General features: G+C 41.9%; 16 protein-coding genes. 9 read left to right on the plus strand and 7 right to left on the minus strand.

Going from position 1 to position 20,863, the window contains the following annotated elements; translation table 11 throughout:
* Positions 1-40 precede the first annotated feature (40 nt).
* Together KZC02_RS04170 and KZC02_RS04175 are read left to right on the plus strand one after the other, a co-directional pair.
* Positions 41-2,518 (plus strand): TonB-dependent receptor domain-containing protein, encoded by a 2,478-nt coding sequence (locus tag KZC02_RS04170; protein ID WP_221392963.1) that lies wholly within the window; start codon positions 41-43, stop codon positions 2,516-2,518.
* A 32-nt stretch (positions 2,519-2,550) separates the two neighbouring features.
* A complete protein-coding gene (locus KZC02_RS04175; protein WP_221392964.1) occupies positions 2,551-3,225 on the plus strand; it encodes a phosphatase PAP2 family protein in 675 nt (224 codons plus the stop codon).
* Between the two features lie 100 nt (positions 3,226-3,325).
* Here KZC02_RS04175 and KZC02_RS04180 read toward each other — a convergent pair whose 3' ends face one another.
* Positions 3,326-4,180, minus strand: a complete 855-nt coding sequence (locus tag KZC02_RS04180) for a sulfite exporter TauE/SafE family protein (RefSeq protein ID WP_229253984.1) — start codon at positions 4,178-4,180, stop codon at positions 3,326-3,328.
* A 483-nt stretch (positions 4,181-4,663) separates the two neighbouring features.
* On the opposite strand from KZC02_RS04180, the gene KZC02_RS04185 reads away from it, so the two are divergent.
* Genes KZC02_RS04185 through KZC02_RS04195 form a run of 4 tightly spaced genes read left to right on the plus strand, consistent with a single transcriptional unit; the run spans position 4,664 to position 6,717 of the window.
* Complete coding sequence (locus KZC02_RS04185; RefSeq protein ID WP_221392965.1) at positions 4,664-5,080, plus strand: DUF1761 domain-containing protein; 417 nt, start codon at positions 4,664-4,666, stop codon at positions 5,078-5,080.
* 53 nt (positions 5,081-5,133) lie between these two features.
* The gene (locus KZC02_RS04190) at positions 5,134-5,586 is read left to right on the plus strand and encodes a hypothetical protein (RefSeq protein ID WP_310590401.1); all 453 of its coding nucleotides are present in this window, start codon (positions 5,134-5,136) and stop codon (positions 5,584-5,586) included.
* A 2-nt stretch (positions 5,587-5,588) separates the two neighbouring features.
* A complete protein-coding gene (locus KZC02_RS32805; protein ID WP_310590402.1) occupies positions 5,589-5,744 on the plus strand; it encodes a YdeI/OmpD-associated family protein in 156 nt (51 codons plus the stop codon).
* Entirely contained in the window at positions 5,737-6,717 is a 981-nt protein-coding gene (locus KZC02_RS04195; RefSeq protein ID WP_221392966.1) for a YafY family protein, read from the plus strand. The genes KZC02_RS32805 and KZC02_RS04195 overlap by 8 nt, the downstream gene beginning before the upstream one ends.
* A gap of 45 nt (positions 6,718-6,762) precedes the next feature.
* Here KZC02_RS04195 and KZC02_RS04200 read toward each other — a convergent pair whose 3' ends face one another.
* From KZC02_RS04200 to KZC02_RS04220, 5 genes are all read right to left on the minus strand, one after another.
* On the minus strand, positions 6,763-8,133 hold the full coding sequence (locus KZC02_RS04200; RefSeq protein WP_221392967.1) for an alginate export family protein: 1,371 nt from the start codon (positions 8,131-8,133) through the stop codon (positions 6,763-6,765).
* A gap of 114 nt (positions 8,134-8,247) precedes the next feature.
* The gene (locus KZC02_RS04205; protein WP_221392968.1) at positions 8,248-9,168 is read right to left on the minus strand and encodes a hypothetical protein; all 921 of its coding nucleotides are present in this window, start codon (positions 9,166-9,168) and stop codon (positions 8,248-8,250) included.
* A 51-nt stretch (positions 9,169-9,219) separates the two neighbouring features.
* Positions 9,220-10,989, minus strand: coding sequence for an amidohydrolase (locus KZC02_RS04210; RefSeq protein ID WP_221392969.1), 1,770 nt, complete (start codon positions 10,987-10,989; stop codon positions 9,220-9,222).
* 27 nt (positions 10,990-11,016) lie between these two features.
* Positions 11,017-12,030 carry an alpha/beta fold hydrolase gene (locus KZC02_RS04215; protein ID WP_221392970.1) on the minus strand — a complete coding sequence of 338 codons (1,014 nt, stop codon included), beginning with the start codon at positions 12,028-12,030 and terminating at the stop codon, positions 11,017-11,019.
* 62 nt (positions 12,031-12,092) lie between these two features.
* Positions 12,093-12,869: an alpha/beta hydrolase gene (locus KZC02_RS04220; RefSeq protein ID WP_221392971.1), complete on the minus strand. Its 777-nt coding sequence runs from the start codon at positions 12,867-12,869 to the stop codon at positions 12,093-12,095.
* 467 nt (positions 12,870-13,336) lie between these two features.
* Between KZC02_RS04220 and KZC02_RS04225 the strand changes: the two genes are divergently transcribed.
* The 3 genes from KZC02_RS04225 to KZC02_RS31450 are packed head-to-tail and all read left to right on the plus strand — an operon-like array spanning position 13,337 to position 17,612.
* Positions 13,337-15,667: a histidine kinase dimerization/phosphoacceptor domain -containing protein gene (locus KZC02_RS04225; protein ID WP_221392972.1), complete on the plus strand. Its 2,331-nt coding sequence runs from the start codon at positions 13,337-13,339 to the stop codon at positions 15,665-15,667.
* The gene (locus KZC02_RS31445) at positions 15,664-16,557 is read left to right on the plus strand and encodes a response regulator (RefSeq protein WP_229253985.1); all 894 of its coding nucleotides are present in this window, start codon (positions 15,664-15,666) and stop codon (positions 16,555-16,557) included. The genes KZC02_RS04225 and KZC02_RS31445 overlap by 4 nt, the downstream gene beginning before the upstream one ends.
* Positions 16,558-16,574: 17 nt before the next feature.
* Complete coding sequence (locus KZC02_RS31450) at positions 16,575-17,612, plus strand: sigma-54-dependent Fis family transcriptional regulator (protein WP_229253986.1); 1,038 nt, start codon at positions 16,575-16,577, stop codon at positions 17,610-17,612.
* Between the two features lie 284 nt (positions 17,613-17,896).
* On the opposite strand, the gene KZC02_RS04235 is transcribed toward KZC02_RS31450, so the two are convergent.
* Positions 17,897-20,458 carry a TonB-dependent receptor gene (locus KZC02_RS04235; RefSeq protein ID WP_221392973.1) on the minus strand — a complete coding sequence of 854 codons (2,562 nt, stop codon included), beginning with the start codon at positions 20,456-20,458 and terminating at the stop codon, positions 17,897-17,899.
* Positions 20,459-20,863: the final 405 nt, after the last annotated feature.

Below are 20,863 nucleotides of genomic sequence, written 5' to 3' on the forward strand. Positions count from 1 at the left end.
ATTGGCCTTTACGTTTGTGATATCAACCAACGTATTTCCAATGAGGCCCCTGATTTCCACTATATTTCTCTTATTATTTGTCGGCGCCAATGTTTACAGCCAAACAAATTCAGGCCTTAAAATCAATGGCAAAATAATTGACGTTACTACAAATAAACCGGTAGAGTATGCGTCTGTCGGTTTGACCGACCAGCTCACAAACAAAGTCCTTAATGGCGCTGTCACAGATACAACCGGCTTTTTCGAAATGACCGGCCTCATACCGGGAACCTACACTTTAAGTATCGACTTTATTGGTTATCAGAAGAAAGAGTTAAAAGATATTGTAATTACCACTTCTGCTAAAAACTTTTCACTCAACACAATAGCTATAACACCATCGGTAAAAATGCTGGCAGAAGTAACTGTGTCTGGCAGGGCAGCCATTGTTGAAAACCAGATTGATAAGATCGTTTACAATGCTGCCAATGATATTACTTCCCAGGCCGGTGTTGCACTGGATGTTTTGAAAAAAGTACCCCAGGTTTCGGTGGATATTGATGGAAATGTAGAATTACAGGGAAATCCGAATGTGCGTTTTCTGATCAACGGCAAACCATCCAGTGTTTTCGGAAACAGCCTCACCGACGCCCTCGCTTCCATTCCGGCCAGCCAGATCAAAAGCATCGAAGCTATTACCAGTCCGGGTGCGAAGTACGATGCGCAGGGAACGGGCGGAATTATCAACATTATTTTGAAAGACAACCGTTTGCAGGGAATTAACGGAAATGTCAGCCTTTCGGCAGGAACCAGGCTTGAAAACGGGTCAGTAAACCTTAATTTCAGACGGAACAATTTTGGGGTGAACGCATTTTTCAGTGGCAACAAACAACTCAGTTCAAGGACACCAGGAACGCAGGACCGCCTGTCATCGAATGCATCGGACACAACTACAACGCGGCTGCTTCAAAACGGTTACCAGGATTTTCAACGAAGCGGTTACAGATCCGGAATCGGTTTTGACTGGACTTTATCAAAAAAAGATAACCTGATCGGATCAGTTGGTTACAATAATTTCAGTAACAAAAGCAGTGGAATTACGGACATTTCGCAAACGGTTTTTAATAACACGGGAATACCGGTTTCATCAAGTGAATTATTCCGTAATTCGACCAGCAATGGTGGCATCAGTGCAATCGATTGGTCTTTGAATTATATCAAAAAACTAAAAAAGGACGGCCAGGAACTGAATGTCCTGTACAGTTCCAGTTTTGGAAAACCGCGCAATAATTACAGCCAGATCCAGAATTTCAGTACGGAAACCGTTCCATATTCAGGCACAACCGGCAATACGCCCGGCAACGACAGGCAAACTAATATTTCGATAGATTACTCCCATCCGGTCACTAAAAAATTTATGATTGAAACCGGGTTAAAAACGGTATGGCAGGATATTAACAGTATTGCCAATATACGGGTTTTGAAACCGGCATTGAACCAGTTTGTGCCCGATCTGACGCAGTCGTACCAGTTGAACTACAACATGAAAATTTATGCCGGTTATTTGTCCGCAACGTTTTCCATGTTCAATTTTTTAAATGTAAAAGCAGGTGCACGTTTCGAGCATACCGATGTCAGAATAGATTACCCGAATACCTTTATCCCCTCCTACAACAATCTGGTGCCATCTCTGATTTTTTCACACAATTTCAAGGACGACCAATCTGTTAAACTTGCTTTTACACGCCGTATCGAACGTGCTGAATACCGGGAAATTAACCCGTTCATGAACCTGAGTGATCCTTACAACATCACCGCCGGGAATCCGCTTTTGAAACCCGAAATAGGAAACAATTTTGAGCTGGGTTACAACAAACCTTTCAAAAACGGCGGCAGTGTGTACATCGCGTTGATTGAGAGGATTAATACGAGCGACATTAAACCGTACACAACTTTTTATCCTACTTACATGATAGGTGATTCTGCCTATCAGAATGTATCAGTTACCTTACGTCAAAACATTGGGACAGAGTACAATTCAGGTGTAAGTATTTCAGGTTCAATGCCATTATCCAGCCGGTTAAATTTGCGTGGTAATGTCATTGTAACCCAGAAACGGGTGGTTAACAATTTGCTAACAACTGATAATGTCACCAACGGAACCAACTGGCGCTTTAATTTGAATGCGACTTATCAGCTTCCGAAAGACCTCATTCTGGAAGGGTTTGGTAATTATTCGTCTGCTATTAACACCATTCAGGGAAAACGGCCGCAGCAGCTTACCTACAACTTCGCGTTCAGAAAGCAGTTTTACCATAAAAATGCAAGTATCGGTTTCACGGCAACCAATCCCTTTACCAAATATATCAGTCAGGTTACAACCGTCACAACGGGCAATTACATGGCTACCAATACAGTGCTTGTGCCCTACCGCTCATTCGGAATCAGCCTGACTTACAAATTCGGAAAACTGGAATTCAAAAAGGGTAAAGACCAGAACACTGATTTTCTGCACAGTGCACCCAATACAGATAATTAATCATTGGGCAGAAACCTTCAACAATAAAGTTTATGAAACGAATTATTGCGATTCCGGCATTTCTAATTCTTTTTCAACTTGACAGTTTCTCACAAAGTACAGATTCCACAGCAAAAATTACCCGCTTTACACGCCCACAGCTGTATGCACCGGCAGCACTGATACTTTCAGGTTTTATTGCCAACGGGCACTCTGTTGAATCCATCAAAAATGAGGTTGCAGAAGAACGTAACGAACACATTCCAGGCTTTAAAACTAAAATAGACGATTATCTGCAATTCTCGCCACTGGCAATAACTTATGGCCTCGATGCTTTTGGAGTAAAATCAAAAACTGATTTCCTCAACCGCTCTGTTATCCTTTTGAAAGGGGAAGTGCTTGCAATCGGAACCGCAACGGTGCTGAAAAAAGCATTTCATACACTACGGCCCGACGGAAGTTCACACACATCTTTTCCATCGGGTCATACCACACAAGCATTTGCTGCGGCAACCTTCCTGAACGAAGAATATAAAAACACTTATAAATGGATGCCATATGCTTCTTATTCGATCGCATCGTCGGTCGGGTTACTCAGAGTCGCCAATAACCGCCACTATATCAGTGATGTGCTCGTTGGAGCCGGAATCGGATATTTGTCGATGAAGGCGGCGTATTGGACGCATCGGTATAAATGGGGAAGGAAAAAAAATACACATATTGAATAAATCGTGACTTTCTAATAAAGCACGGCTTAGGATTATTTCTGAGAAGCTACTTATCCCTTACAATCGGTAATCAGTATGGTTTTTGAGATAAAATTCGTTTTCAAATATCAAATTTTTCAAGTTTGTCCTTTCTGAAAACGTACACTTCATAATAGTGCTGGTTGATACCGAATACCTCTTCGAGAATAAATTTATCAGCATCACCAATAAGTTTTTTGGCAACTGCCTGTTTTTCAACCGGTAAATCGCTCATTTCTATTTTATTCTCAAATTCGATACCGTCGTCGTATTCAAATTCTAAGGAAAAATATCCCTGACGCCATTGAACCTGGGTTTGTATACCACCCGAAACTGGCGTAAAACTCATGTGAGCGCCATGGTCACGGATCAGTCGGCTCGCAGCACTTCCGAAAAGACTTAGTCCGGAAATAACCATTGCAGTATAACCCAGACGTTTAAAAAAAGCCGGGCTAAGCTTAGGCAATAGCCATTTCATTCCCCAGGAAGATCCAATGGCTGCTACGGCAATTAATGTTCCCAAACCCGTTGCTTTCACCGTTAGCAAACCAAACGAAGCATACAAGGAAAGCTTAATAATATGCAGTAAGATTTCATTGGCAGCCCTTGTTGCTACTATCTGCTCTTTGGTCAAACCATATCGCAGATAAAAACGATTAAATAACAATCCGACAGCCCCGGTTAATCCGGAAACAAAGCCTGCTGCTAATCCAATCAGCGAAAGATAAAATGCGGGTAAAGTTTCTTTTTCCTCCACTCCATTTCCATTTTTTAGAAGCATAGGCAGGTTACCTACCAGGAACAGTCCAAGGATCAGTTCCAGATATAATGGGTTAATAAATTTAAGCAGCCAGGCACCAAGCCAGACTGCGGGCAATGCCGGAGGGACAAATCTTGCTACGATTTTCCAGTTGATATGAGATTTAAAAACGACCATTCTGGACAAAGAACTGGATGCTGTCCCGATTGAGAGCGCCGCAAGGAACCTGTGCAGCAGGCAATAAAGATTTGATAATTGGAATTAAAATCAATCCTGCCCCTCCACCACAAACAGCTGAAATAGAAAAAGCAAAAACTGAACTCAGAAATAAAATTAACTCTGAAAAAAACATAAAGTTGTCCTGTAATTGGCAAGCAAATGCAATTTGCAGCGCATGAAAAAAAATAATAATTATTTGATAATGAATAGATTAAAATTTTTTTAAACCCATTTAATCCATTCCATGATCAAACTTATCATCAGATACTGGAGTTTTTTTGGAGATGCCTAAAACAGAGATGTTTTTTGTCACACCCATTATTGCAAGGAAGTCTGTATAAAAAAAAATCTTCCCGGCCTGACCAACCTATGACATAGGGCTGTCACCAGTGTGGTATTACTTTGTGGTGTTATAAATCAATCACAAAAAAATAAAATACTATGTTTAATGTACTGGCAGATATCTCCTGGTTAAGTGTTGTAATTGCATTTGTTCCTTATTTCCTTCTTGGTGCCTTGTGGTTTACCGTACTTTTTTCAAGACCATACAAAATTTCATTGGGCATAGAAAATGAACCGGCACAAAAGCCAGCAGCTATTTTTATTATCGGGCCAGCACTGTGCTGTCTGGTCATTACATTTGCCAGCGCAATTTTAGTATATGCTTTGAAAATTGATTCGTATGAAAATGCACTGATGTTCGCTTTAATGGTCGGATTGGGATACCTGGTTGCCAATACCGTCAATATCGCTATCAATCCCAATATACCACGTCCACTGCTTTACGGGCTTATTAGTGGTGTTTATCATTTGGCTGGTATTTTGATTGTAAGTATGATTTTAGTTGCAATGAAATAAAGGTTGCAGCATTAATCACGTGGTAAAATATTATTTTTGAAGAAATTCAGCGGATGATCAAAACAGTGAACGAGGTAAAAACTTTGTGTCCGGCAAACCGGCAGCAATGGCGTACGTGGTTAGAGGAAAACCACGATAAGGAAAAATCCGTCTGGGTGATACACCACAAAAAAATATCCAACATTCCGACCATAACATGGAGTGATGCCGTTGATGAAGCACTGTGTTTTGGATGGATAGACAGTACGGCAAGGCCTCTGGACGAAGAAAGATTCATGCGCTTTTTCAGCCGGAGAAAAACAAATAGTGTATGGTCGGCCATCAATAAAGAAAAAGTCCGCAGGCTTACAGACGAAGGGCTGATGACAAAAGCAGGTTTTGAAAGTATAAAAACCGCGAAACAAAATGGCTCATGGACGATTTTAGACGACGTCGAAGCACTTGTCATTCCATTGGATCTGGAGAAGGAACTTGAAAACAGGCCCAATGCAAAAGCTTTTTTTTAAGTTTGAGCAAGTCTGACAGAAAGTATATCCTGCAATGGCTGGTTTTGGCGAAAAGGCCGGAGACACGACAAAAACGTATTATTGAAATGGTAGAACTCGCAGAGCGAAACCTGAAACCCAACGCCATTCAACGGACAAAAAAACCAGCTCATGATTGACCCTGAAATCACCCGGCTTTCCCGCCTGGTAGCATTGCTGACACTGCTTCAAACGAAACGGATATTGACGGCACCTGATTTAGCACAGCGTTTTTCAGTGAGTACCCGTACCATTTACCGCGACATACGAACGCTTGAAAGTGCAGGAATTCCTGTGGTGACTCTGGAAGGTAAGGGTTACGCTATGCTGGACGGTTATCGGCTGCCTCCGGTCATGTTCAGCCGTGATGAAGCCATTGCACTGCTTACCGCCGAAAAACTGGCAGCCCAGCTCACTGACGCGACCACTGCCCAGCGCAGTGGTGCGGCAATGGACAAATTACGTGCAGCACTGAGGCGTTCAGATCGCGACCACCTGGAAAATCTGGCTCCGCATATCCTGGTACTGGAACCACCCGGCCAGCCCAACCGCCCAAATTCATACCAGCAGCTGGTGACTGCGGTAACGGCTCATCTTGTTGTTGATATGGATTATTTTGCGGCTGAAACCGGGTTGGCAACCAATCGAAAAATTGAACCTATTGGCCTGTACCTAAGCCAGCATTGGCATGTGGTTGCATATTGCCGGCTGCGGCAGGAATTCCGTGATTTCCGTCTCGACCGCATTCAGAATTTAATGCTCACGCAGGAAACTTTTACTGCCCGTCCGGAAACCTTGCAGCAATATTGGATTGATGCAGCTAAACGACGGTCAAAGGAAAAGGTCGTTATACGATTTCGGGCAAACGCAGTGCTTCCCGCACATGCTCAGCAATTACACGATACCAAACACCAATATGGCTGGATACAAGAGGAACTATTAACGGATGGCAGCCTGGAAATGATATTTTTTCTTGGCTCATTGCCCTATATGGCCACATGGCTGCTGCCGTACGCAGGGGCTGTTACCATCATCGAGCCAAAAGAATTAAGGCAGCATCTGCGTGAGCTGGCCAAGCGGGCACACGATTTCTTCTGCGGTTCCGACATTTAATTTCACGCTGGTATCTTTTGTTTTACCCAACTTGCTAACCAGATTTTAAAACTTAAATTCCGCTGTCAGACAGGCAAATAATATGTCTTTCCCGGGACCGGCCTTTTGTAAAAAACTTCCGGCTTTAAACCAGGTGAATTCTGCCCCAAAACTAAGAAACGGGCTGGATTCGTAGCCTAACACAGTGGAATATTGTTGGCCGGTAAATTTGGAATTAATCCCTTTTCCTGAATAAATCATGGCAGCATTGGGTCCGTAAACACCATCATTACTGCTATATCTCCAAAAAACATCGTAATCGAGATCAAGTGACAGCTTTTCAGAAAAGGTAAGGTTTACAGAAGGATGTAAATCTATTAAATTGGCAGGACCGATCAGGGCAGCAAGTCCAAAATATCCCCCTCTTGGAAACAAAGGGTTAAAAGTGCCCATTTTACCATCCCCATATCTGGCATCTCCACTGATAACTTCCGTTTTCAGCCCAAGCTCAGGTTTGAATTTCAAATGGTTTAGCATATAGTCAATGTGCGCTGACGCAGTCCATGCACGGATCTTTTTATCTGCGAAATCCCCAAACTGATAAACAGCTTCTAAATCGTAACGCCAATCCTGTGTTTTACCCCATATCCTGGTTCCGCCGGAATGTCGTAACTCCTCCCCTCTGCCATCGTCAAAAATGCCCGTTTTCTTGTTGATACCTAAATAGTACAGATCCACATTTTGAAGTAACTGAACCTGGTTAAAAACGGCATAAGCGCCCCATAACTTTGTATTCTTATAAAAACCGTCGTCAAAAAGCCCTTTTTTAGAAGCAACATAATGTGTAAAGAAAAAATCTGTTTTTTGATTTTGAGATGTATATGTTGTTTTTAACCCGTCAAACGAATGCCGCGTATTTGGTCCCTCACGTACCGAAATTAATCTTTGGGAACCGTAATACAGTTCCTGCCTGCCCAGCCGGATTGTAAAATTACTGTTACTCCGGCCTGATAAATTAATGTCAATAAATGCCTGATGCAGATCAAGTGGATTTTCGTCCGCCGGACTTGTCGCAGCCTTTGCGTTGGCCATTCCACTTTGCAACTGCAAAAAAGCCCTGAAATATTTTCCGGCATGAAAATCTGCATGACCCAGATAACGGGAGAAAACGTAGCCGTAATTCCGGTCTGGCTGTTCGCCCCATTCATCATTCACAACATGGTAATACTGAAACCTGACATCACCGCCAAAGCTCACATAAGTATTACCATCTCTGGAAAGAGCAGTATATTTCATTTTCTGATAGAAACCTACTGCCGTATCTGCTTTAAGAAATGTATAATCCTCATCATAACGAAGCTGCTTAAATACTGGTTTAAGCTGTCCGTAACTTTGCAATGAAATCAGGAAAAGCAGTGGAATTAGTACGTTTTTCATGTTTATCCAAGGTTTAAAACGAGCTTTTGCTAATATCTTTGTAAGCATTCGGTATATTGAAATTATAATGCAGCCAGTCGTACAGCACATAACCCTTATCAAACTCTTTCATAGTCACTTTTTTTTCGTTTCCTCAACACTGAAACCCTCTTTCACCGCCGTTTCAATGTGGCCTTTTAAAGCAGTTACATAATCGATGGTGTATTTTATGCCTGCTTTATTGGTAATATGGCCATGGCCGGGCACCACAATATCTTCGCCGCCTATCATGGCATAGATCTTTTTGAGATTGTCAACAGGTTCTAGAAAATAGCCGTCAAACAGCCAGGGAATAGCTGGTCTTTCAGCAATAAATGGATTTCCCAGCCACCAGATCGTTTTATCCTTCGTTACAACTTTTACAAATAAGTCGGCAGGCGATTGTGCTGTACCCGTGTTGATCAGGTCCACTATGTTTCCGTTGCCGAGATCCAGTTTTAAATTCTGGTGTTTTGGTATAATTAAATCGGCAACCCTAAGCCGGCTTTCTTCTATTCCTCTTCCCTGCCCGAACAGCATAATCATAAACTGTTTGATCGACTCAAAATTCCTGGTGAGGTTTTCATTGCAAAATTCATTTTGGATAATCAGGCTTTCTTTTGGAAGTAAGTAGTTGCCAAAACAATGGTCTCCGTGATCACTCGTATTGACAGCATACAATATTGGTTTTTGTGAAACCGACCTGACGAGCGTGTAAAGCTGATCATAAAGCCTTTTTGTCATCATCGTTTCAATGAGTAATATGCCTTTTTCGCCCACAATAAATCCGGCAGTTGTTGCCTGAGGTATTCCTTTGGTAGTTTCAGTTTCAGCCGTGGCAGGCAGAACCGCATATACAGTCTCTGTAATTTTGTGCAATTTCAGTGTTACCGTATTTGCATCCCAGATCGGCACATGCGCTGGTAATGCAAACTGCGCATAGGTAATATTTGTGCATAAAAACAACAAAAGCCCATTGAATAAAGCCAGACGGTTTATTTTATTAATGACATTCATAAGTTCACTATGATTAATATTTTGAGAACCTTATAATAGTAATCTATTCACCTAATTTTTATTCTGGTAACCACCAAAGTATTTCACAGGAGACCATTCAGGAATTACAACCGGAGCCGGAACATCAAGCGATTTATATTCACCAGCCGCATACACAATCCTGCCATTGACAATCGTTAAAAGTGATTCAATATCCCTGACCGCATCCACCGGGACAGAAAAATAATCTGCCGACAAAATGGTCATATCTGCATACATTCCTTTGGCAATTTTACCCTTGAACTTTTCTTCTCCGGTAAACCAGGCACTACCTGATGTATATATACGCATGGCAGCAAAACGGTCGAGAACCTGTTCCTTTGGCCAGAACTGCATTCCGCCAATAGTCTTCCCGGTAAGCAGCCAGTGGAATGCCATCCATGGATTGTACGTCGATATCCGTGTTGCATCAGTTCCCATTCCAACCGGTATGCCCATGGCCAGCATTTTTTTGACAGGTGGCAGTTGTCGTTCAGTTTTTCCATAAAGTTTGTCATAAAGTTCTCCCTGAAAATACATCCTGAACTGAACAGCTACACCGCCACCCAATGCCTTCAAACGCATCAGCTGATCGTCGGTAATGGTTTCTGCATGGTCAAAAAACCATCTCAAACCGTCAAAAGGAACTTCCTTATTTACCTTTTCAAAAACTGACAGCATGCGTTCGATGGATTCGCCATAAGTCGCATGCAAACGAAACGGCCACCGGTTTTGTACCAATAATCGGATTACCGGTTCCAGATCTGCTTCCATTTCGTCAGAAAGGATTGTCCTCGGTTCCAGAAAATTCTCAAAATCAGCCGCGGTGGCTATCAGATTTTCTCCGGCTCCTTCCGTCGAATATCCGTTGGCCATCAGCATGTGGTCATTCTTATTAGGCCGGGCAATTTTAACCCATTTTTCATAATCCGACAATTCCTGTCCTTTTTGCTGTGCAAATAGGAAATAGGAGGTCCGGATATTGAGCTTCCCCTCTTTGGCAAGTTCCAGTGCTACCATATAATCGGCCGGATAGTTTTGTCCACCGCCTGCTGCATCTGCTGCACTGGTAATTCCAAAACGGTTTAACTCCCTGTAAAACTGCAAGGTACTGTTCAATCTCTCTTCGTGCGAAAGTTTGGTAGTCAGTCCCAGAGTTGTATAAATGGCTTTGGGCGTTTCCTTCGCAAACAGCATGCCGGTAGGATTTCCTTCTCCATCCAGTTCAACCAAACTCCCTTCGTAGTGCGTCAGACCGTCGTATTTTAATACTTCTATTCCCTTTTTATTCAGAAAAGCTTTGCCGTAGAGATAGGAAATAAAAACCGGCTTATCGGGTACAGCTTCATTTATTTCAGTAAGTGTGGGTTGCCGTTTTTCCTCAAACTGGTATTCATTCCAACCTCCGACTACCTTTACCCATATTCCCGGCGGCGTTCTGGCTGCTTGTTCTTTAAGCATTTCCATCGCTCTTTTCAAGGATTTTACACCATCCCACCGCAACTCACTATTGTAATTCAATCCCTCTCTGATGATATGAATATGACTGTCGTTGATTCCCGGAACAACGGTTTTCCCTCCGGCGTCAACCACTTTTGTATTGTCATTTTTATAATCCGCAAGAATATTTTTCGAATTACCGGTTGCCAGAATAATTCCGTTTTTAATTGCGACCGACTGATGGAATTCGCCAGGTTTTACCATTGTTGCAATTTTGCCATTGACAATAATAAGATCAGCGTTTTTTTGGGCAAAAGCTACCCTGCACAACAGCATAAGCGTTGCCAGAAATATGGGTTTCATATTATGTAAAAGTTTGAGAGGCGAAAATTATTTGGCAAGAAAAAAATCAAGCAATTCCTTCTGAACCTGCTCCGTTTGTTCCTGGACCAGCCAATGCCCGGCTCCCATAATTTTCGCTTCGCTCACATTCGTTGCAACCAGCTTCGAATGTTCCTTCAAAAAAGCAGCCGCAAAATATTCACCTCCCATTGCAAGAAGCGGCATGGGTAGTTTCTTTTTAGCAAATTCCAGATTGTCCTTTCCATCCTGAGGAAATGCTCCAAACCAGTGAAAACTACCGTTTGTGCCGCCCGAAACGGCATATGCACGTATAAATTCATCTGTTTCCTCTTTTGTGAACGGATCTTTTACGTGTCCGACCATGGGCCAGAAATTAGTTAAAAACTCACGCTCTTTTCCGGCAACAATACCTCCCGAAGCGGGCCAGCCAAAAAATCCAAACCACCAGGCACTCGCTGATACCTGGCTCCAGACCGGCTCGATCCCAGGCAACAGCGCATCCATCAGAGCAATCTTTTTAACATCCGAAGGGAACTGAGCCGCATAAGCATAAGCTACCATCAGGCCAATATCATGACCGGCCAGATTGATATTACTGTAACCCAGTTTTTTCATCAGTTCATGCAAATCTGTTGCCATCGTCTTTTTGTCATAACCGCTATCAGGTTTGTCCGATTCGCCTACTCCGCGTAAATCAGGGGCGATAACCGTAAAATGTTTAGACAATTCCGGGAGTAACCGGTTCCACATAAACCAGTTTTGACCAAAGCCATGAACAAGCAACAAGGGATCGCCTTTTCCGCCAATTACATAATGAATTTTCACGCCGTTAACCGTTGCAGTTTCATGCCTGAAATTGGCCGGAGGATCAGCCGGTTTGACATCAGTTGCTTTAATTTCACTTTCAGTTACTTCTTCTTTGGCAGTATCTTTTTGCTTTTCACAGGAAGTCATACAAAAAAGTATAACAAGTGAAAAAATAAAGGAAAAAGCACTTTTAAAATTACCGGTATTGTTTTTTGTCAGATCAGTTGTTTTCATTACTAATTTATTTTAAAGTGAAATTGTATGAATTGGTGGAGAAATGGAATGCAGAAACCGTATTATTTGAGCCAGTTCAGAATGTAATCGGCCACTTCCTCCCATCCCGGCTGGCCAAGTACATAGTGCGTTTTCCCCTCAAATTTTTTATAATCTGTAACAGATCCGCTTGTTTTATATTTGCGGAAATTATCATAATTCAATGAGGCCGGAATGGTATGGTCTGCCGTTCCGGAAATAAGTAAAAGCGGTGCATGGGGTTTTTCAAAATCCACTTTGGCTATACTTGTAATGGTATCTCTTACGACTGTTTTGGATTCAGGAATTGCCAGTTTATAATAACCTTCCTTTTGCAGATCCATAGGCAAACCATTGGTAAAAGCATATTGCCATTGACTGAAAGACATCATAAAGGTTTTACTGACCGGCGTAAAAAATCCGAGTGGGCCCCAACCGGCAATAAGAAATGATAACTTAAAAGTTAATATTCCCTGGGGTGGCACTGAATGAATCGCAATTCCTGCTGCTGCTAAACCGCGCTGAAGCAATATCTGTGTAATTAATCCGCCTAAGGAATGACCAATAACAATGGGCTTTTCGGGCATTTTAGCAGCAATTCCGGCATAGTATTCTATCAGGTCCGTTAGTTTTGTGGCGGCTACCTCAGCGTCCGGATGCCGGTTTCGCAGTTCTTCTGCTGAGGCATCCTTATGAGGCCAGGCCGGCGCAGATGTTTGGTATCCCCGGCTTTCAAAATACAGCTTCCATTCATCCCAGCAGCTGTTACTTACAAAGGCGCCCGTGATAAACAGGACTATTTTAGATCTATTGTTTTTCATTTGGCTATTTCGTTTAAAGGAAATTAAACCAAAACAATGCCGTTAATTTAAATAATTAATATTCAATTAGTTAACTAAATTTAGCAAAAGCATTTCAACGAAATATCGTTTTAAAACGAAGATCAGCGCGAAATGAAGTTCAGTAAATTCAAATGCGATTTCCCTTGTTTGATTAGGATCAACGAACTTGCTGATTGAAAATATAATAAAGTGTTGCGTTCCGGCAAGCGGGAAAATAAAACCGTTAAATTAAATCCTTAGAAAACAGGTTATTATCCGTATTTTATTGGATACATTACAACGATATATCGTTTCAAAACGACTCATCCAACGATATTTCGTCGAATATTTACAGTCTGTTGACAGGGCAATAGGCAGCAAGTGTTTCTTATTAAGTTGTCAAAACCTCATTTTCAGTACTTTGAGGCATTTTCATACGAATTGGTTTAACCGAATTTCAAATACAAATGCCAGGTACAGTTTATGAACTGAATATATCGTTATCTGCCACACCCATGCTAAGAAATATTCTGGTTTGTATACTGCTGTTTGTCTCGTGGCCATGTACAGGTCAGGATCCTGGCCCGTTTACGGAGAATGATACGAAACCGCTTTTAGAAAAACTGAAAAATAGCGGTCAGGATACTAATAAAGTTCTCTTACTCTTCAAACTAAGCGATCAGTATTATTACAGGCAAAACAGACAGCAGATTGATATAAACCGCGCTTTATTCTACACCCGGGCCGCCAAAAATTTAAGCATTTTGCTTTCCTTTCATAAAGGTGAAGGTATCAGTGAATTACAGCTTTCACGGATATTGCCTAAAATGGACCGACGGGAAGAAGGCCGGGAAGCTGTCCTGAAGGCGATCGGAATTTTCACGAAATACAATGAATATTTTCAGCTCGGAGAAGCCTATTATACCTTGTCGGGTTATTATTCCATTACAGGAAAGGAGATACAGCAGCGGATCAGTCTGGCTGAAAAGTCTTCTGATGCTTTTGGACAGGCGGGTAACAAGGAAAAACAGGGGCATATTTACCAGCAGCTGGGTGATTTATATCTGACCCAGGGAGCAATAGGAAAGGGACTTGCCGCTCTGAAACAGTCGCTGGTGTTTTTCGAGGCTGCCAGATATAAGAATCTGATCGGTATTTATGATCTGTTAGGAAATGCATACGTGCTCTTAGGTACAGCACAGGAAGCAATTAAATATCAGCTACTTGCAGTCCACATTGCTAAAACCGTCGGCGATACTACCAGCGCGCAGCTTTGTACGGTTTATAACCGGCTTGGCAATTCCTACGAAATTTTAAACGATTATAAAAAGCAGCGCATTTACCAAAATAAAGCACTTGCCCTGGCTATAAATCACAACGACGCAGAAGAAATCCATACTGTTGCCTCGAATCTGGCCCGTTGCATAGCTCACCTTGGTTATGGCCGCCGGGCTATTTTCTTGCTGAACGGAATTGTAAAAAAGCATCCATTGAAAACGAATACCAGTTACATCATGGTAGAAAGAAGTTATATAGAAATATACCGCATACTGAATCAAACTTCACTGGGGCGAAAGCACAGTGACCGATTGGAACAAATTGTTTCCGGTTCTGTCCTGCTGGACGGCGAACTAAGATATATTTACAGTGCTTTGGTCCCATTTTACATTATTGATAAAAATTATAAGAAGGCAGAAACATGTCTGAAACTAAGCAGGGAACTGGCTTTAAGGGCCAACTTTGGGCAGCATCTTTATTTTAATTATTTATGGACGGCAAAACTGGATTCCACAAGAGGCGATTATTTGGCTGCATTTGAGAATTACCGGAAATTCAGTACGCTTAAAGATTCAGTTTTTAATGATAACAAAACCAGGCAATTAATTCAGCTGGAAATCATTTATGATGTGGAGAAAAAGAATGATAATATACATTTTTTAACAAAACAATCTGTACTTCAGAAAAATAGCCTTAAGCAGGCTAATATGATCCAGAACATCACTAATGTGAGTATCGTTTTGCTTTTAATTATCATTGCTCTTTTGATTTATGGTTACCGGCTTACACAAAAGAATAACAAAAAAATCACAGCTAAACAGGATGAGATCAACCTCAAAAATATTTCACTGGGGCGTCTTCTCACTGAAAAAGAATGGCTGATCAAAGAAATCCATCACCGGGTTAAAAATAACCTGCACATGGTAGCCGGCCTGCTCGACAGTCAGTCGGAATATCTGAAAGGCGCCGAAGCGCGTATGGCCGTAGCCGACAGTCAGCACCGGATACAATCCATGTCGATGATCCATCAGCGATTATACCAGACAGAAAATCTATCGTCGATAGATATGTCAGCTTATATTCATGAAATGGTTCATTATCTGAAAGATAGCTTTGACTCAGACGGAAGAATACTATTTAACCTCGAAATTGACAGGGTGGAAATGAACATCAGCCATTCGGTACCGCTGGGCTTAATCCTGAACGAAGCCATCACCAATGCAATAAAATATGCCTTTCCGGGAAACGCATTTCCGGGAAACGCCTTTAGAGAAAGAAAAGAAGGTCTGATTTCGATCACATTAAAGGAAGTTGAGCCCGATCGATTCACATTGATCATTGCGGATAACGGCATAGGATTACGCCCTGATTTCGATATTAAACAAACCAATTCTTTTGGATGGACTTTAATACAGGGACTTACAGACGACATCAGTGGACAATTGAATATACATAACGATAAGGGAACGGTGGTTCAGATTAATTTTTTATATCAGCAAGTTCAAAAGCGTACATCATGAAAAAGGTATTAATCGTTGAAGATCAGTTTGTTGAAGCTAATCACCTTCGTTTGATGCTGCAAAGGGCCGATTACACGGTTTGTGGCATAGCCAGATCTGTTGAACAGGCGATAGATCTGGTAAAAAAAGAAAAACCAGCACTGGTACTTCTCGACATTTTCCTGAGCGGAGATCTTACAGGAATTGACCTGGCCAAACTACTCCGGGAAGATGATATTCCCTTTATTTATTTGTCGGCCAATTCTAATGAAGAAATACTGAATGCTGCCAAAGCAACACATCCAAGCGGTTTTCTTGTGAAGCCGTTTCGTGAAAAAGACTTGCTGGTTGCGATGGAAATCGCTCAGTATCATCATGAGCACGGCCTGGAATCCAAACTTCGGAAAGAGGCGGTATTTCAAAAACAACTGGCTATAATCACCGCCGAAAAAGCAGGATGGGAAGAGAAATTATTAAAAATTGCCCAGGCACTTCAGCCACTGATCTCATTTGATTACATGGTGGCGGGTTATTCCATGGAAGGTGATTTTTTGCCTTTTAACGCATTATTCTTTTTGCGGATCGGCTTCAACGAGTACCAGGTTACCGGTATGGAAGGACTTCGGGTAGTAGCTAATATGAAGTTCAGCGAGTTAGCATCATTACAGTCGAAAACAATTGTCGGGACTGAACCTTCATTTTATATCGGGGCAGATTTTAAAAGGTTATGCAGCGTGCCGTCCATGAGAAAGATCATTGCAGATACTTTTGAAATGAATTCGCTGCTGACTTTTCCTTTACCGCTTAATCTGGATCAGCAGAAACTATTTTTTTCTCCTTTTACAGTAAACGTCCGGATACTTATAACGAAGAGCAAATTGCGCTATGTGAACGGATGCAGGCCGTATTGACACAAGCCGTTCAAAATATGATCATAGTTGAGCGTATGCCTCCTGCCGAAAGCAATATAAAAATTCCATTTGAAAATATTCAGGAGAGTAACCCGGGCAATACATTTGATGGTATAATTGGCCAAAGCCATTTGCTCCTGAATGTTTTTGACCTGATCACCCAGGTCGCTCCGGGTGATACATCGGTACTGATCACGGGTGAAAGCGGGACAGGTAAAGAAAGAATTGCTGACAGTATCCACGCACTCTCTTCCAGAAAAGGAAAACCTTTTATTAAAGTGAACTGCGCTGCTTTGCCCACAAATCTGATCGAATCAGAGTTGTTTGGCCATGAAAAAGGTTCATTTACGGGTGCTTTCGAAAAACGCACAGGGAGGTTTGAGCAGGCGAATAACGGCACAATTTTCCTAGATGAAATCGGTGATATGCCTTTGGAAACACAGGTGAAACTATTACGCGTTTTGCAACAAAAAGAGATAGAGCGCATTGGAGGAAAGGCTCCTGTAAAAGTAAATATCAGGATTATTGCAGCCACAAACAGGAACCTGGAAAAGGAAGTTGCGGAAGGCAGGTTCCGACTTGATCTGTATTACAGGCTCAATGTTTTCCCTATCCAGGTACCCGCACTGGCTGACAGAACAGAGGATATTCCGTTACTTGTCAAACACTTTATCCAGTATTACAGCAGGAAAACGGGAAGGAAAATCTCCGGCGTTTCGGATAAAGCTTTAAAAAACCTCCTTGCTTACAACTGGCCTGGGAATATACGGGAATTGGAAAATGTAATTGAAAGAAGTGTTTTAATGGCCAAAAGCCTTGTTATTGATCAAATTCCTTTGCCTGTAAATTTATCCCGTAAAAACCAGGAAAAAATTGAGGAAGTGAGGCTGAAAACAATTTTCGAAAATGAAAGAGACCACATTATTGAAGTACTCAAAAGATGCAACGGACGTATAAGGGGCATGGACGGAGCAGCCGAAATCCTGAATATTCCTCCAACCACGCTGGGATCAAAAATGAAGAAATTGGGTATCAGAAGGGATTTTGTGATTTGATTGTGACGATTAATCGATTTGATTGTTGTGTGCCTGATGGAATTATGTGATCATTGTTTTTAAGCAATAAATGGTGGCAATTTTGATTCAAACGTTTCCCTTAATATGATCAAATACCGGGTTACAATGCTAACTGTGCTTTGCCTAGCGGTTCGGAACAGAGTCAAATAGCAGGAATACAATTACTCCTCATAAAAAAGACAGCAGCAAAACAAAGTCCGCTGCTGTCCTAAATAAACCTTAACTTTTTGCTAATGGCTAACTGCCAATCGCTTTCTTACAAATCAATATGTAAATCTGATCGTTACACCGTAAGTACGCTGATCTCCTACTATACCTGCATATTGTCCGTAACTTCCCGGTGCAGCCAATAGTTGTTCGTAATAATTCTTATTGAAAATATTTCTTCCCCATAAATGGAACGAAAGTCCGTTAGACGCCCTGAAACCTGCACGAGCATTGGTAAGTCCGTAGCCACCAATATTCAGGTACTGGGAAGGTGAAGGACTTGATGAGAATTCAGATCTTAAAAATTCATCAACTGCGATAAAGAAATTACCTTTCAGGCCAATCAGAGTTCCGGGTATGGCTACTTCACCACCCGCAGTCCCCGACCATTTAGAAATACCAGGTAGTCTTCCTCCTGAAATATCCTTGAAAGCCTGCTCTCCTCCCACTTCTTCCAATGGCACCGGAGCATTTTTAAACTTTTCATACTTACCATCTGTGTAAGCAACAGCGGCATTCAGAGTAAGGCCTTTAAAGCGGATGTTACCATCTATTTCAGCACCCTGTACACTCACTTTTTCAGCGTTGGCCAGATACCCGCGATTTACACCAGGTTCCGGAGTCTGTACCTGAGTTTGGTAATCTTTAATATCTGTACGGAAAACAGTCAGGTTCAAAACAGAATTACCGGTTGGTTTGGTTTTCAATCCGAACTCCTTGTGATCCACGTATTCTGGTTTTACATTGGCCAGATCAATCAATACATTACCACTCGCGGTTGGCAAACCTCCAACATTTACACCAATTGGTTTGTATCCGATAGAATAAGTTGCATAGGCATTTAACCTTGCCGTTGCCCTGTATTGTACCGACAACTGGCCTGAGAAGTTTCCTTTTGCGTAATCCGTATTAAATGACTGGTTGGAATAAATCCCGTTTTTCAACGCAAGCAATGCTGCATCTGTGGTTTGCAACCCTCCATAAGTTACACGTTTGTAATCAACCACTTTCTTGTCATAGTTGTAGCGAATACCTGGTAAAAAGTGTATTTTTTCCGTTATCGCCCAGTCAGCCTGTCCAAACACTGCTAAACTTGTGCTTTTGATCTCGTTGGTAGTTTGTATTCCAAAATTGTCGAACAAGCCAGGCGTTTTCCAAAGTGCGCTCGTTGAGCTTTGTGCAAATCTCCATTGTGCCGAACCAGCTTCCTCAGTTTGTACAGGATCGGAAGTCAGGTCTTGCCAAAGGCCGAACACCCCTACTACACCGCTCAGTTTAGGCGTTATTTTTCCAGAGTAACGTATTTCCTGAGACCATTGATCATGTGCCGAATTACCGGATGAAATCGTAAATACCGGCAATCCGATATAATCCCGGTCATTCAAAGGTGTCCATTTCCAGTAACGCCATGCAGATGTGGAAGTCAGTGTTCCGTTACCAATTTTTATATCCGCATTGACCGAAACGCCGCCCAATTGGTTATCTGCTTTGGAAGGAGTGTCCAGATCAACCTTTCTTTCAAATGCACTTTTATAAGGAATAGTGTATCCCAAATCAGCAATAATACTGTTGAATTGTCTGTAACCAGCTCTTTTAGTAGTTACTACCCCTGCAACCGGCCATCCATAACCGGTAGGTTTCTGATCCGAAATATCCCCGATAATTGTAATATTCACTTTTTCACTTGGGGTATAAAGTAGTTGTCCTCTTACACCAATGTTATTAATATCGTTGATTGGCAATTGCGTGTGAACATTAAAGAACGTTCCGTTACGCTGTGTTCCGGTAAAGGAAACACGTGCGGCCAGTTTCTTACTAATAGGTCCGGTAACGGATGCTTTTGCCTGAATGTAACCCAGGTTACCATAGCTTAGCTCGACGTTCGCGCCGGTTGTAAAACTGGCAGAACGCGTGGTAATGTTAAAAGCGCCGGCAGTAGTGTTTTTGCCAAAAAGCGTTCCCTGTGGCCCACGTAATACTTCAACGCGTTCAATGTCAATAAAATCGAGTGCTGTTGCAGCCGGACGTGCATAGTATACCCCGTCTACATAAAAACCCACTCCCGGGTCAACTCCGTCATTGGTCAAGCCGTAGGGCGAACCCAGGCCGCGAATGTTCAACGTGGTATTTCTTGCATTAGAGGAATATAACTGTACAGTTGGAACCAGTTCTTTCAGACGATTCACGGTAAACGCCCCGGCATCTTCTGCTCTGGTACCACCAATTACCGAAATGGCAATAGGCACTTCCTGAGCAGATTCAGTACGACGGCGGGATGAAATGACCACGTCATCAAGTTGTGTATTATTTAAATCAAGTTTTATTTCGACCTTACTTTCACTAATCAGAATTTCCTTTTTCAGATATCCGACATAAGAGACGATCAGGGTGAATGGTAATTTCTGGCCTGTAACCAGACTAAATTCCCCGTTTGCGTCAGTCACGTCTCCGTTGGTAGTTCCTTTAATTGTTACAGTTGCTCCGATCAAGGTTTCGCTGGTACGGGAATCCAGAACTTTTCCGGTAACGGTGGCATTGATTGTAGGATCCTGAGCAGCCAGGAACAGAGGAAAAAGAATCGCAGCTAAAAGGGTTACTGCTTTTAAAAAGTGTTTCATGCTATTGTATTTGGTGGTTTCTATGTTTTATTTATTTTTTGGCCCAACTCTAAAAGTGCTAAAAGCTCGATTAGAAGCAGCCCGATTCGTCCGGGCAGGCCGATTTTCTCATATTCATATACCGCCAACAACAAGGCTTGGTGAGTGGGAAAATTGATTTCATTAGATTCGTTTTTGTTATCTGAATGCAAATGTATAAATTTTATATAGTATATAGACTTGGTAGGGTAATAAAAATTTAAAATTTGTTGTTTTAGGGGGCTATGAGTATTATGAATGTAGTCTTAAAAAATATTGCAATGAAGATTAGGTTACCCGTATAAGCCACGGGCATATCAATATGCATAATTATTACTCCAAACTGATTATGAAATACTTAGAAGGTAACGTGTAAATGCTTCGAAT

This window comes from Dyadobacter sp. NIV53 (assembly GCF_019711195.1).
Lineage (GTDB): Bacteria > Bacteroidota > Bacteroidia > Cytophagales > Spirosomataceae > Dyadobacter.